Origin of the sequence: Desulfonatronum sp. SC1, assembly GCF_003046795.1 — a bacterium.
Taxonomy (GTDB): domain Bacteria; phylum Desulfobacterota; class Desulfovibrionia; order Desulfovibrionales; family Desulfonatronaceae; genus Desulfonatronum.
The window spans coordinates 85,923-100,086 of the sequence record NZ_PZKN01000003.1; the positions used below are offsets into that span (position 1 = coordinate 85,923).

The window sequence follows — 14,164 nt, forward strand, 5'->3', positions numbered from 1 at the left end:
AGATTTTTCTTGAAATATTGAAGGTGGTTGAGTTTGTTGGTCACCCGGCTGGCGATAAAGCCTTGCCAAGCCCTTTTGTCGCTGAACCAACAGCGAGCCGTAATTCCACCGTAGCCAAGCGGCTTACGATAAGGCGGTATGGCTACTTGATGCAACAGCGAGGGGTGTCTCCGACGGCAGGTATTCAAGAGACGTGCCCGGCTTTTTTGAGCAGATACAAGCCGAAGCGCGTCAGTAACCAGTTTCCATCCGGAAACTGTTTTGTTTCCGGATGAAAACTAGCCAGAGGCGCGCTTCGGGATCGTGTTGGGAGTCGACGACGGCGTGCTCTCAGGCCCAGGCCAATGCGCCCATGGCGGACTCCTGTTCCCGTTCCTGCTGACAACACACGCACAGGGTGGAGGTGGGGTGGATTTCCAGGCGCTTGAGGGGGATATGCTCGTCGCATTCCTGGCAAACACCGTAGGAGCCGTCGTCGATGCGGGACAGCGCGGCCAGAACTTGCCGCGTCAGGTTCCTTTCGCGCTGACCGATCAGGATCAGCATGTGTCGATCCGATTCCAGGGAGGCCCGGTCGTTCAGATCCGGGCAAGCCTGATAGATTCCGCTGATCGCCTCAGCCGTGGCCGTGCCTTTGTCCCGAATCTGATCCATCAAGCCGTGCAACAGGTTCCGAAACACAAACAGTTGATCGTGGGTCATAAACGTTCCCTCCTGGTTTATTTCAGAACATCAGTACCAGGGGCGCGTGACGAAAACATGTCGGGAATGCGACGTTTTCGCTGTCATTGCTGATGTTGATGATGCGTCCCGCCAGCTCTGAGCCCAGGTCATGCACGACGAAAACTTGAATCCACGTCGCGGGCGTTACGTGTCGCGAAGCCGGGCGGGGGTAAACGGCGGTTGGAAAGGGGGTCTTGTCCATTTCTTTCAAGTCAAACGAAAGCCGACCACGTTCAAGAAGACGCGGTCGGCTTTCGGCGTTTGGAGGCGTCGTCATGCGCTGCTACAGGCTGGATGCCAGAACCATGTCCGCGATGGGCCCTCGGGAATGGGCGCCCTTGAGCACCAGGTGGGCGTAGCGGTCCATGCCCTTGAGTTTGCGCACGGTCCAGTTCAGGGCGTTGTTGAATTCCGAATTGTAGGGCGCGTCCACCTGGCGGGAGTCGCCCATCATGAACACCTTGGTGTTGGTGCACATCCGAGACAGCAACGCCCTGGCCTCCATTCGGGACATGTTCTGGGCCTCGTCCACGATGACCACGGCGTCTTCGATGTTCATGCCGCGGATGAAGGCCAGGGGCAGGATTTCCAGGCGTTTGATGTCGAACTCGGGAATGGGCGCTTCGGGATCGATGAACAACTTGTTCGCCGGACGGATGGCGTGCAGTTTCAGGATCAGGTCGCGGATGTTGCGCACGTAGGGGGCCATTTTCTCGCTGACCGCCCCGGGCAGATAGCCCATGGACCGACCGATCTCCACGTAGGGCTTGATAACATAGATCTTGTGATGGCGTTTCTCGCTCAGCACCAGGTGCAGGGCCGCGGCCAGGGAGAGGAAGGTCTTGCCGAACCCGGCCTCGGATTCCAGGGTGACCAGGTCGATGTCCGGAGAGAGCAGCAGTTCCATGGCCAGGTTTTGGTACACGTTGCGCGGGGCCACGCTCCAGACCTTATGCTGATGGGTGATGGTCCGGCGTTCCTCCCGTCCGTTGAACACGGGCTTGCCGTTTTCCCAGGAAAAGGAATTCGCGACGATGTCCTCGCCCTCGGCAATGAAGCCGGTGTATCTCTGGGATTCATTCCTGTAAAAAGGATTGGCCCGGAAATAGGGCTCGCTCTGCATGCCCAGCTTGTGCGCCTTGATGCGCATGGTCTTGTCGTTGGTCACCAGGATCGGCGCCTCCACTGAGGCCAGCAGGATCTCGTCGAGAATCCTGTTGTCGGCCAGGCAGGAGGCGGTGTTGCCTTCCGGGCCTCGTTCCAGAAGATCGAATTCCTCCTTGTGTTCCAGAAGATACGACAAGGCTTGCTGGGCCTGATGCCCCAGCCGGGAGTCGGTCTTGTGCCTGTCCAGCTCTTCAAGCACGGTATGGGGGATGAAAATGCTGTTTTCCATCCCGTTGCGCAGTACGGCGATGCTTTCCGGATCATCCAGAAGTATGTTGGTGTCGATGAAGTAGTTTTTTTGGCGTGGTTCCATTTAACCTTCTTTTAACAAGGTTCATGCCCAATACATGGACTCCCGCACCGCCTGGAGCAGGGCGAGGATGTCGTCGGGGAAGACGTGGCCGATGTTGCCGATGCGGAAGGTGTTCGTCCTGGTGACTTTGCCCGAGTAGATCACGAATCCGCGCCGCTTGAGTTCCGCGTAGAAACGAGCGAACTCGAATCCTGGATGGGAAGGGTAGAGAAACGCGGTGATGATCGGGGATTGGTATTCATCCGGAAGCAGCGTTTCAAATCCCAGTTCGCGCATGCCCAGAGAGAGGATGGTCTGGTTTTGGACATACCTGGCATGTCGGGCATTGACGCCGCCTTCGGCTTCCAGTTCCACCAGGGCCTGGGCAAAGGCCCGGACCACGTGCGTCGGCGACGTGAACCGCCATTTGCCGGCCAGGTTCTCCATTTCCAACCACTGATCAAGCAGATCAAGGCACAGAGAGCGTGCACTCCCGGAGCAGTGCTCCAACTGGCTCTGTCTGGCCACGACAAAACCGAATCCGGGTACGCCCTGAAGACATTTGTTCGGGCCGCTGATCAGATAATCCACCCAGAGGTTGTTTACGTCCATGGGGATTCCGCCGAAGCTGCTCATGGCGTCCACGATCAGGGACCGGTGGTGGCGGATCTCCAGGTCGCCGACATCCTGAACGGGATTGAGCATCCCGGTGGAGGTCTCGCAGTGGACCACGGCCATGTGGGAGATGGCCCGATCCACTCGGAGCGTCTTGTCGACGGCTTCCATGTCCAGCGGGTTGGTGTCGCCAAAGTCCAAGACATCGAAAGGAATCAGCAACCGTTTGGCGATCATGGCGATCCGGTCCCCGTAGTGACCGTTGCTTAGGACCAGCAGCTTTCCGTGCCGGGGAACAACCGTGCCGAGACAGGCCTCAACGCTGAACGTCCCACTGCCCTGCATCAATACGGTGGTGTATCCGGAGGCCGGAGTGGCCAGACGAGTCAACCGATTCCGGATGACCTGGACAATGTCGTTGTATTCGGCGTCCCAGGTACACCAGTCGCGAAGCATGGCGGCACGCACCCCGGGGGAGGTGGACAACGGCCCCGGAGTCAATAACAAATAGGGATTGTCCAGGATTTCAATCTGGTTCGGTTCCATGCGCGGAACTTCTTCATGGTAGGTTGTTCAGGCGTGGCGCGGCCAATTGCCGGACGGTGACGGGCCGGATGATCATGGCCGGACGCCACGGGACAGGCGCAGTTCGATTTCCTCGATCAAGGGCAACACCTCCCAGACGCCGCGGGCCGTGTAGTGGGCCCCGGCGCGGCGGAAGCGCCGGGCGATCAGTTCCAGGCTCGAACTCAGGTCATCGGGGGCCAGGCTTTCGGCCTCCCTGCGCGACAGCCCCAGTTCGTTGCCGGACATGGTCAGGCCGATGGTCCACATCCCTGCGTTCAGGCCCTCTTCGATGTCCGCGACGGTGTCGCCGATCTTGATCATCGCGGACATGGGAAAGACATCCAGGGTCATGGCGTTGACGTAGCACATCCATGGATACGGTCGTCCCTCCGACACTTCCGTGGAGCAAACAACCGTATCCGGCTTGTACCCCTGGCCGGCCGCGGAGGCCATCAGGCGTTCCACCATGGGCCGCGAATATCCGGTGGTCGAACCGATCCTGATGTCTTTGGCCCTCAAGGCGGTGACCAGGTTTCGCACTCCCGGAATCAGTTCGGCATGGTCGGTCACGACGTCCATCATTAACGGTTCGATCCTGGCGTAGATGTCCTGCACATCCTGCTCGTTCGGATCGCGGCCATGCACCTGCCGCCACCTGCCGCTCAAGGTTTTCTGATGCGTCATGGCCCGAACATGGTCGATTTTTTTCAGCCCCATGAAAACCCTGATCTCCTCGTCGTCCACGGTCACGCCGAATCCGGAGAAGGCTCGTCGAAACACCTCCGTGGGGCCGATGCATCCGTAGTCAACGGTCGTGCCGGCCCAGTCCAAGATCACCGCCCGAACCGGGCCGGAATAATCCCTGCACCGGTCCCCCACCTCCAGGAGCAACTCCTCAAATTGCTCCACATTGTCTTGGTCGAAACAGGTATGCATGGATGATTGCCCGTCGCTTTCCGGTATTAACACATGGTTTGCGGATTGATGATGAAAGGAAAGAGCATCTATTATACCCGCTCAATGTTACAGGAGCGTGATGACCTTGTTACGATTGTGTCGGGCGCACGGTGTGGGGTCGCGTATCTGAAACGTCACGGACTTGTGAAGGAGGCCTCGTCTTGGTGATTTCAGTCGTCCAAGCCATGCATGTTCAACAAATGCAGATTGCCCAGGAATTGCTCGGTACAGCGCTCCCAGGAGTAGATTTCGGCGTGGCTGCGGCAGGCCTGGGGGGAGAGGGGCAGGGCCCGGTGTACGGCCTCGCCCAGATCGTCGGAAAGCCATCCGGTTTGGCCGTGGACGACCACGCTTTGGGGGCCGGTTACCGGGTAGGCGGCCACTGGGACGCCGCAGGCCATGGCCTCCAGGAGGACCAGGCCGAAGGTGTCCGTGGTGCTCGGGAAGACGAAGACGTCCGCGGCAGCCAGGTGGGCGGCCAGTTCCTCGCCGCGTTTGGCTCCGACGAACCGGACGTCCGGATAGGCCCCTTTGAGTTTCACGAAGGCCGGGCCATCCCCGACCACGTACTTGGTCCCGGGAATGTCCAGGTGGAGAAAATCCTCGATATTCTTTTCCACTGCCACCCGGCCCATGAACATGGAAATGGGACGCGGTGCGTCCAGGTAGTCCTTGCTCCGCGGACGAAAGAGCCCGGTATCCACGCCCCGGGACCACAGCTTCAGGCTGGAGAAGCCCAGGGAGCGCAGTTCTTCCATCAACTCCGGCGAGGCGGTCATCACGGCCTTGGAGGGTTTGTGGAACCAGCGGAAAAAGGCGTAGGAGGCCCGGAGCGGAACGGGGAACCGCAGCCGGATGTATTCCGGCAGGCGGGTGTGGTAGGCCGACGTGAACCCCTTGCCGCGCTTCCAGCAGAAGAATCGACCGGCCCAGCCCATGGGACCTTCGTTGGCGATATGCACTGCGTCCGGGCGATAGTTGTCCAGGATGCGGGTCACCTTGCGCCAGGGAAACAGCGAAAGGCGGATTTCCGGGTACGTGGGGCAGGGCAGGCCTGGAAACATGTCCGGACTGAGCACAAGGACCACATGACCCTTTTCCCGGAGGATGCGGACCGTGTTCTCCAGGGTGGTGACCACGCCGTTGATCAGCGGGGTCCAGACGTCGGTGATCAGGGCGATGCGCATGGTTCCTTCCTGGTGATCATTTCGTTTCCGGCTCGAAGGATCAGGTGTTCACCGTCGGGCGCGGTTGTCTGAACCGGGGAAACCGGGCCACGCTGTTCTGATCAAATGATCATGCCCGGGCTGCCCAAGCCCGCCCCGCGGAAAGGAAAATGACGAGGGCGGGACGTTGCCGGAAGCTGGGGATCAATGACCGGAATAGCATTATCACCAAGTATATCCGGTCAATGTTACAGGAAGATGGTGGTTGTGTGGCAATTTTGTTGTGTTACAGCTTCGTCAAGCGCTGCTGTTTCCCCGAAGGGTGGCATCGTGAGTATTACCGGCACTCCAGCATGGGAACCAAACCCAGGGCGTTCCCGTGCTCTGTTTCTTTTCCGAGGACGCTGGAACCTCCGGCCCCCTCTCTCTCCCACTGGAGCGCTGGAACGATCAGGCCATATCCCCTTCATGCGGGTCAGGTTGGGGCATATCCGGAAGATCACCGGTCTGTCCGTCGAAACAAAGCCCGTCAGTCTGCCGATCAGCATCACACCGTGCGAGTATCTTGAAAGTTGCTCAAAATTTCAGGTGTGTTGCTAAGGGGCCGCTCTCCAGGTTATGGGCGACAACAACCTTACGCTTCAAGTGGACGACTCCGTATACCTGTCCACCTTCATCCCCGGAGCGTCTTCCTGAACGACGCCGGGGAGGTCGTCGGGAACTGAGGCGGTGAGGGAAATGTCGCAACCGCTTTCGTGAGGAAAACTTCCATGCGAAAATTAATCCGCACTTTTTCTTTCTTGATCTTCATCCTCGTACTGACCACTGGCTGCGGAGGAGGGAGCGGAGGAGAGCCTGGACGCGTCGCCGCCGTTGAGAATTCCCTGATACCCGCCGTGATCAAGGCCGGTGACGAACCGCCCTTGCTGCATCTGGAAGACAGGATGCGGCATTTCAGGGTTCCCGGAGTTGGAATCGCCGTGGTCAATAACGGGGTTGTCGAATGGGCCAAGGGATATGGGGTGGTCGAGGCCGGGGGAAGCCGGGCGGTCAACGCGCAGACCGTTTTCCAAGCCTGTTCGATCAGCAAACCCGTTGCCGTGACCGGGATCATGCTGCTCGAGCAATCCAAGACCCTGGACATCACCCGCAACGTGAACGACTACCTCACCTCCTGGCGGCTTCCCGATTCTGCCCACACCGTCAGAGAGAAGGCCACGGTGGAACGGCTGATGTCGCATACCGGGGGGACAAGCGTCGGGGGATTCGCCGGATATGCGCCCGGCGAGGCGTTGCCGACGATTTTGCAGACCCTCCAGGGCATTTCGCCCGCCAACAACAAGGCCGTTGAAGCGGTCTACGTTCCGGGAACGAAATGGTCCTACTCGGGTGGGGGAATGGAAGTGCTGCATTTGATGACCCAGGAGGTGACCGGGATGCCTTTGCGTGACTATATGCAGCGTCATTTGTTCACCCCCCTGGGCATGTCCAGGAGCGACTTCGCGCAACCCCTGGACGGTCCGTTGGCGACTAACGCGGCCAAAGGCCACGATGTGGACGGGGGCGTCGTTTCGGGAGGATGGAATACGTATCCGGAACTCGTTGCCGCCGGCCTCTGGACCACGCCATCCGATCTTGGTCGTCTGCTCGTTGAAACGATCAACGCGACCAGAGGGCATGGGATCGCATTGGAACTGGAGACAGCGGTGAACATCCTGACCCAGAGGCCGAACTCGGAGTTCGGCCTGGGCTTTATGGTCGAGACCAGGGCCGACGACCTGGTCTTCAAGCATACCGGCAGCAACCAGGGATACAAAACCTATTTCATGGGGTTGCGGGATCGGGGACAGGGCGTGGTCGTGATGACCAACGGTGAAAACGGATCCCCGCTGATGTACGAGATCGTGAGGAGCGTCGTCAGGGTGTACGACTGGCCGGACATTGAGGGGGCCGAAGAAGCGGAGCTCGTGGACGTGCCGCGGGCGACCCTGCGGTCGCACGTCGGAGCGTATGTTGGCACTTTCAGGCCGACGGGCAAAGAGGCCATTGAAGACATTGATTTTCAGGTTTACCTGGAGGATTCCGGCCTGATGCTCCGGTTGGCCTATGCCGGTGGATCAGGACGAATGGATCTGTATCCGGTGGCGCATGATGAATTTCTCCTCAGAGGCGACCTTGAAGGCACCCTTGTCTTCGACGTGGACGCCCAAGGCCGGACAATCGGTTTCAGCATTCCGCGGATAAACGTCACGGCACGAAAAAAGTGAGGCGACGTCGGGGGTCGTGTCAGAGCAAGCCTTTGGAATCAGGGATTTTCAGATAGGTTTCCAGCCCGTGTCGGTATCGGTCATTCAACCCGGAGGTGGTTATGTCGCAAGAATCGATTTCCAGGCGAAAGTTTTTGCAAATGACGGCCATATCCCTGGCCCTGATGCCGTTTGACTGGGCGGAGATGAACGCCCTGGCCGCAACGGTGAAGCCAGGCAACGGCAAGCCGGTGGTCATCATCGGCGCGGGGCTGGGCGGACTGTGTTGCGGGGCCTATCTGGCAAAAGCCGGCATTCCGGTGACCCTCGTCGAACAACACTTCATTCCTGGCGGCTATGCCACCACCTTTCAACGCGCATCGGGAAAATTCACTTTTGAAGTCTCCCTGGAGGGCACGTCCATCCATGACAACTCGGCGGAGCGGATGCTCAGGGAACTGGGCGTGTTGGATAAAATCCAGATCGTGGCCATTCCGGAAGTCTTGAAGATCAGGGGGCCCGGCTTTGAGATCGCTGTCCCCCAGAAAGATCCCCAGGCGCTGATCGAGCTTTTGTCCAGGCAATTTCCTGAGGAAAGGGACGGAATCCGGAACGTTATCGAGGAAATGGTGGGCATTGTCCGGGAGACGGACCGCCTGGTTGCCGGTCAGGTGGCGTTTTCGGATTTTCCCGCCGAGTATCCCAAGCTGTGGAACGTCCATGACAAGACGCTGTACGACTTTCTCGACGGGTTCGTGAAGAACCCGGACCTGAAGAATGCCTTGTCCGAACAATGGGGCTATTATGGGTTGCCGCCGTCGAAGCTCTCCGGCTTTTATTACGCGGTCGCGTTTGGAGAATACCTGCTCAAGGGATCCTACTACATCAAGCCGCGGTCTCAGGCCTTGAGCAACGCTCTTGCCGACGTCATCAAAGCCTCGGGCGGGGAAATCCTGTACGGCGTCGAGGCCCGGAAAATACTGGTTGAAAACGGCGAGGCCACGGGCGTCGTGACATCAGAGGACAAAACCCTTCCGGCGCTCGCCGTGGTGAGCAATGCCAGTGCGATCACCACGTTCAAGCAGATGGTGGCACCGGATGTGCTCCCGCCGGATTACCTGATCAAGCTCGACGGGTACCGCCCGAGCATTTCCTCATTCATCGTCTGGCTGGGCCTGAATCAGGAATTGCACGGCAAACTGGAAGGGTACGACCATTCCGTCAGTTCCGGGCTGGGGCCGGAAGCCGACTACGAACTGGCCCTGGCGGGAGAAGTGGAAAAAATGGGTTTCGGCATGGTCTGTTACGACAATGTCTACGAAGGGTATTCCTCACCCGGCACGTCGACTTTGAAGATCATCTGCCTCAGCGGCTATGAGCCCTGGAGACGATTCGAAGCGGATTACCGGGCTGGCCGCAAGGGCGAGTACCACAAGGAAAAGGACAGATGGGCGGATATTCTGATTGCCAGGGCGGAAAAGGATATCCTTCCAGGGCTGCGTTCCATGATCGAGGTGCATGAAGCCGCCACGCCGCTGACGAACTGGCGGTATACGCGCAATCCGGAAGGGGCGATTTATGGTTTTGAACAGGCCATGAACAACACCTTCATGAATCGGATCGACAACCGGACACCGGTCAAGGGCCTGTACCTCGCCGGCGCGTGGGGCAGTCCCGGAGGCGGCTATACGGCGGTCATGGGCAGCGGCAGGCAGACGTTCGCCTACCTCATGGAAGATTTGAAGGCGGGCGGTTTGGGCTGACAGATCAGCATGTCACTCGATCACCCATCACAGGCTTTGTCGGAAGATTCGCGGGGCGATACGTCTACGCCGACCAATCCTGATCCAGCAAAAAGTCAATGAGATTTTTATGGATGATGCCTTCCCGGCTCAAATCAAATCTGTCAAGACTCAGGACCATTTTGGGAAAATTGTCCTGTATCGCCAGAAGCGACGAGAATTCCCGTTCCGCGGCGACCACGGCCATGCCCGGGGTGCAGTAGCCGCATTGCACGGCCCCGTGTTCGGCCAAGGCCCGCTGGATGGGATGGGGATTTGCCTCCGCGCCCAGCCCTTCCACCGTGACCACGACTCGCCCCTCCAGCTGGGCCGCGAGCATCAGGCAGGACAGCCTGGGTACGCCGTCCACCAGCACGGCGCAGGTGCCGCATTCCCCGCCGCCGCAGCCTTCCTTGGTTCCCAGCAGCCCAAGATCCTCGCGTAGCGGATCCACCACCCGCCGGTCGGGTGCGGTTTCCAAATCCATGGAACAGCCGTTGACAGTGCAACGAACAATCACTTTTTCCCCCGCTTCATGGCCTTCAGAACACGTTCCGTGGTTAACGGGGCTTGATGCACGTCAGCACCGCAAGCCGCATGCACGGCATTGGCCACGACCGGCAATGGTCCGTTCATGCCCACTTCGCCCACACCCTTCATGCCAAAGGGGCCGCTGGGCTCCTCCACGTCGCAGGCCAGCGAGACCATGTCCGGTACGTCCAGGGCCGTGGGAGTGATGTATGTCGTCAGGGAGTCCGCTCGCCCTTGCCGGACAGTTGCAGTGCGCGCATGGATTTTTCGTACCAGTCGGTCATCATGATGCTTCTCCTTTCCACGTTGAGAGTTCGCCGCGGGATGCGGCTTGTGGAAAGGAGAAGCAGATAATCGGCTGATACGGAAGTGTTTTCAGGCAGGTCGAGGATAAAGCAAAGCGGAGATCATGGAAGGCGAAAGGCCGAGCTGAATGTTTTTTTGGCGCAAAGCGGCTTACTTGAACAACCGACTGGACCGGCTTCGGCCCGTTGTGCCCCGAAGAGGGAGGAAGATCCCGATTGACAGCGTACGTCGTAAGTCATAATGTTGCATTATGAGAATGACACTATCCATACCCGATGACGTGGCACGTCGGTTCCAGGCGGCCGTACCCGCCCGACGACGGTCGCGTCTTGTCACCCGTCTCCTGGAACAGGAGCTATCCGAACGTGATGATTCACTGGCGGCAACTTGCCGCGCCGCAAATCGTGACCAGGCGCTGGAGCGCGAGATCGACGAATGGCAAGCGTTTGACGACGGTGTTGAGGAATGACGGACCAACAGATCAAGCGTGGGGAGATCTGGTGGGTCAGCCTCGACCCCACGCAGGGATCGGAAATCAAGAAGACTCGGCCATGTGTCGTGCTTTCTCACGACACCTTGAACCGACTCAGGCGCACTGTCGTCGTCGTCCCTCTCTCCACGTCAGCCAAACCACATCCTCCCATCACGGTTGCCGTCACCTGCCAGCGAGACACCGCCGTTGCCGTGATCGACCAGATTCGCGCGGTCGCCAAACACAGACTCAAGTCCCGGATCGAGTTCCTTGACCGAGATGAACTGGACGAGATATGTCGGGCCATCGCAACAATCCTCGAAATCAGATAGCGAAGGGCACAACAAGGTTGCTCCACGGTATTTGGCAAAGGCCGAGCTTCGCTTGCCTTTGCCAAAACGGTGAGCACCACGTTAGCCGTATGTTCACCGAATAGACCACGTGGGTGCGGCGGATGATGTCCACCACCTCGGGTGATCCGCACAGATATCCCACGCGCAGCCCTGCCAGGGCGTACATCTTGGAGAAGGTCCGGAACACCACCAGATTCGGGTACTCGCGCATCAACTCCATTCCGTCCGGATAATCCTCCCGGTCCACGTACTCAAAATAGGCTTCGTCCAGGACCACGATCCGCTGGTTGCCCACGGCGTCCAGGAATCCGCGCATGGTCGCCGCGTCCCAATACGTTCCCGTGGGATTGTTGGGATTGCAGACGAAAAAGATCTTGGTCCGCTCATCCGCTGTGTCCAGCATGGCCTGGGGATCAAAGGCCAAATCCTTGAGCGGCGTCAGCCGGGCCTGGAATCCGGAAAACTCGGCCACCCATGTAACTGCTCAAAAACACCGGGCAGCTCTATTCATGGTGGGGCAGGCATCCTGCCTGCCTAATGCCAAAGCTTACATGCCGCCGGCGTGCAAAAGCCAACAAATCCTGAACAGACAGGCAAGATGCCTGTCCTACCATTTTGTTTCTTTGTCATCCGAAAAAAATAATAACCGCATCATGCATCTCGGCTGTCCTGTGGAATTTCCCGTACTTTTTGAGCAGTTACCCACCCATTCGTACACGGCAAAGGTCTTGTCCGCGGTGACGATATTGTCCCCGCGCTCGCAAAAGGCCTTGATCACGCTGGCGATGACCTCGCAGGCCCCGTTGCCCACCAGGAACTGATCGGCGGACTTGTCGAATTTCGCTGCCAGGGTCTGGCGCAGGTCAGAGCAGTCGCCGCTGGGATAGATGGGTGCGCGCCCGGCCTCAAAACGTTCGATGACCCGGCGAGCCGCGAGCGGCGGCCCCAGGCTGTTTTCGTTGTTGTTCACTTGATCGTCCCTTACGCACCCTGACAACCATGGACCGCTTCGGTCTGGTCACCTGGAAGGGTGATACCCCCATGCCGCGCATGCTCCAGGCGCCGGAGCTGCAGCGGGGCATGGGCTTCGATCCTGGGTTCACCCTGGGTTCATCCTGGACAAGGGTTCTCGGCGGGACAGGATACGTCTTCCTGGCAACGGGGGCTGCCCGCCTGTCATGAAGGCGATTATCGGGTCCCTGTCGGGGGCGGCAGGCACTATGCGGGCCAAGACTAATTTGTTCTCTGCAAAACCTCAATAACCTCAAAGCAGTAGACTGCGGCATATACGAAGGAAACCCCCAAGGTGGGCTGGCAATCATCGAAATTGAAATCGCCGCTATCGCTATCGAAATCGTAAAGTTACCAAGACTCGATTTCGATCACGATTTCGATAGCGATACCGTTTCAGAGCTTCCGAGGTTCGAGAACAAAATTGCCCTGCTATGCGGGCATGAGGTGGTGGACATCGCCTACCGGGCGTGTCATCAAGGCCGCCGACCTCGAATCCCTGTTCCGTAATCTCAATGTGGACGCTTGATTCCACCGATCAGTTCAAACGCGACCCGGCAATTGAAACATTCTTTCCATGTCCCGCATCAACCCGATTCTGACCGGTTCGGTCCTGACAAGCTTCTTTCGACTCTGGCTGCCCTCTCTGGCGGGCCTCATGGCCATGACTTCGGCAAGCATCGTTGACGGCATCTTCATTGGAAACTATGTGGGCGCCACCGCGCTGGCCGCGGTGAACCTGATCATCCCGTTCCTTGGAATCCTTTTCGGCATCACCTTCATGCTGAGCATGGGCGGGACGGTTCGGGCCGGAACGTATATCGGCCAGGGCAATGCGACCGCTGCCGGCGCGATCTTCTCCAAGACCCTGCTGGCTGCTCTTGTCTTTGTTCTGCTGGTCACGGGTTTGGGCCTGCTCTTGGAGACATCGCTGCTGCGGGCCCTGGGCGGCAATGAGGACGTGCTCCCGATGATGCGGACCTATTTCCGGATCATCATGGGGTTTACCTGGGCGCATCTGCTGACCGTGGTCATGTATTTTTTCGTCAGGGTGGACGGGTATCCGGGCCTTGCCGCCCTGGCGCTGATCCTTGGCTCGATGACCAATCTTGTCCTGGATTATCTGTTCATCGTCCGTTTCGGATGGGGCATCGCCGGCGCGGCCTGGGCCACGGGCATCTCCCAGGCCCTGCCCTTCCTGGTGCTGTGCGCTTACTTTCTCTTTCCTCAACGCCGGTTGATCTTCCACCTCCGACAGACAAAATGGCGTGAATTGTTTCGTTCCGCGTTCAACGGCCTTTCCGAATGCATCAACGAGATATCCGCCTCGATTATCGCCCTGTTCCTGAATTGGATGTTCATGACGCGGTTCGGCGTCAACGGCGTGGCGGCCATCACAGTGGTGAACTATATGATGATCGTCGGGCTGATGATGGTTTTCTCCCTTGGCGACGCGGGCGGGGTATTCATCAGCCAGAATTACGGCGCGGGCAAGGTCCGGCGCATTCGCCGCTTTCTGCTGACCTGCCTTGCCGTGGCCCTGCTGCTCGCCTCGACCTGCATCTGGCTTCTGGTCTTCCACCCGGTCCCCCTTGTCCGTGCGTTTCTCGGCCCGGAGGATCAGGACGTGATCCATTTGACCGTCGGTCTTTTGGGGTATTTCTGGCCAGTTTTCGCGGTCAACGGCCTGAATCTGGTCATCACGTCCTATTTGACCGCCCTTCATCTGCCGCTGCAATCTTCGATCATCGCCCTTGCCCGAAGCCTGGTCTTGCCTGTGATGCTCCTGCTGACCCTGTTTTACGCGTTTCCGGATATCCCGTTCATCCTGGCCATCCCCCTGGCCGAACTGATCACGTTTGTTCTGGCTGCATGCTTTCTGGCCCGATTTTTCCCCAATCAGGCGCTTTTCGGCAAGCTGCACGCCGCGCGGCCATTGGCCGGAGAAGACGCAGGCCAGAGCTGAAGGCACAAAGT

14 protein-coding genes are annotated in these 14,164 nt (G+C 58.8%); 5 read left to right on the top strand and 9 right to left on the bottom strand.

Annotated features, from left to right (window positions below; all coding sequences use genetic code 11):
- Positions 1–330: 330 nt before the first annotated feature.
- The 5 genes from C6366_RS02630 to C6366_RS02655 form a co-directional block, all read right to left on the bottom strand.
- Entirely contained in the window at positions 331–702 is a 372-nt protein-coding gene (locus C6366_RS02630; protein ID WP_107735796.1) for a TraR/DksA C4-type zinc finger protein, read from the bottom strand.
- A 304-nt stretch (positions 703–1,006) separates the two neighbouring features.
- Positions 1,007–2,203 (bottom strand): PhoH family protein, encoded by a 1,197-nt coding sequence (locus C6366_RS02640; protein WP_107735798.1) that lies wholly within the window; start codon positions 2,201–2,203, stop codon positions 1,007–1,009.
- Positions 2,204–2,224: 21 nt separating this feature from the next.
- Positions 2,225–3,343: a 2-aminoethylphosphonate--pyruvate transaminase gene (gene phnW, locus C6366_RS02645; protein WP_199221402.1), complete on the bottom strand. Its 1,119-nt coding sequence runs from the start codon at positions 3,341–3,343 to the stop codon at positions 2,225–2,227.
- A 72-nt stretch (positions 3,344–3,415) separates the two neighbouring features.
- Positions 3,416–4,300, bottom strand: coding sequence for a phosphonoacetaldehyde hydrolase (gene phnX / locus C6366_RS02650; protein WP_107735799.1), 885 nt, complete (start codon positions 4,298–4,300; stop codon positions 3,416–3,418).
- Between the two features lie 191 nt (positions 4,301–4,491).
- A complete protein-coding gene (locus C6366_RS02655; RefSeq protein WP_107735800.1) occupies positions 4,492–5,508 on the bottom strand; it encodes a glycosyltransferase family 1 protein in 1,017 nt (338 codons plus the stop codon).
- 749 nt (positions 5,509–6,257) lie between these two features.
- Between C6366_RS02655 and C6366_RS02660 the strand changes: the two genes are divergently transcribed.
- Positions 6,258–7,754 carry a serine hydrolase gene (locus tag C6366_RS02660; RefSeq protein WP_107735801.1) on the top strand — a complete coding sequence of 499 codons (1,497 nt, stop codon included), beginning with the start codon at positions 6,258–6,260 and terminating at the stop codon, positions 7,752–7,754.
- Positions 7,755–7,855: 101 nt separating this feature from the next.
- Positions 7,856–9,496: an NAD(P)/FAD-dependent oxidoreductase gene (locus tag C6366_RS02665; protein WP_107735802.1), complete on the top strand. Its 1,641-nt coding sequence runs from the start codon at positions 7,856–7,858 to the stop codon at positions 9,494–9,496.
- A 64-nt stretch (positions 9,497–9,560) separates the two neighbouring features.
- On the opposite strand, the gene C6366_RS02670 is transcribed toward C6366_RS02665, so the two are convergent.
- Both C6366_RS02670 and C6366_RS02675 read right to left on the bottom strand, forming a co-directional pair.
- Complete coding sequence (locus C6366_RS02670) at positions 9,561–10,034, bottom strand: (2Fe-2S)-binding protein (protein WP_255412072.1); 474 nt, start codon at positions 10,032–10,034, stop codon at positions 9,561–9,563.
- The gene (locus tag C6366_RS02675) at positions 10,031–10,222 is read right to left on the bottom strand and encodes a hypothetical protein (protein ID WP_107735803.1); all 192 of its coding nucleotides are present in this window, start codon (positions 10,220–10,222) and stop codon (positions 10,031–10,033) included. Before C6366_RS02675 ends, C6366_RS02670 begins: the two co-directional genes overlap by 4 nt.
- A 594-nt stretch (positions 10,223–10,816) precedes the next feature.
- On the opposite strand from C6366_RS02675, the gene C6366_RS02685 reads away from it, so the two are divergent.
- Entirely contained in the window at positions 10,817–11,155 is a 339-nt protein-coding gene (locus C6366_RS02685; protein WP_199221403.1) for a type II toxin-antitoxin system PemK/MazF family toxin, read from the top strand.
- On the opposite strand, the gene C6366_RS02690 is transcribed toward C6366_RS02685, so the two are convergent.
- Together C6366_RS02690 and C6366_RS02695 are read right to left on the bottom strand one after the other, a co-directional pair.
- Positions 11,148–11,648, bottom strand: coding sequence for an aminotransferase class I/II-fold pyridoxal phosphate-dependent enzyme (locus C6366_RS02690; protein WP_306460416.1), 501 nt, complete (start codon positions 11,646–11,648; stop codon positions 11,148–11,150). The genes C6366_RS02685 and C6366_RS02690 overlap by 8 nt on opposite strands.
- Before the next feature lie 135 nt (positions 11,649–11,783).
- The gene (locus C6366_RS02695; protein WP_306460417.1) at positions 11,784–12,146 is read right to left on the bottom strand and encodes an aminotransferase class I/II-fold pyridoxal phosphate-dependent enzyme; all 363 of its coding nucleotides are present in this window, start codon (positions 12,144–12,146) and stop codon (positions 11,784–11,786) included.
- A 29-nt stretch (positions 12,147–12,175) separates the two neighbouring features.
- Between C6366_RS02695 and C6366_RS02700 the strand changes: the two genes are divergently transcribed.
- The gene (locus C6366_RS02700; RefSeq protein WP_107735806.1) at positions 12,176–12,358 is read left to right on the top strand and encodes a hypothetical protein; all 183 of its coding nucleotides are present in this window, start codon (positions 12,176–12,178) and stop codon (positions 12,356–12,358) included.
- A 406-nt stretch (positions 12,359–12,764) separates the two neighbouring features.
- Positions 12,765–14,153 (top strand): MATE family efflux transporter, encoded by a 1,389-nt coding sequence (locus C6366_RS02705; protein WP_107735807.1) that lies wholly within the window; start codon positions 12,765–12,767, stop codon positions 14,151–14,153.
- The last annotated feature ends 11 nt before the right edge of the window (positions 14,154–14,164 follow it).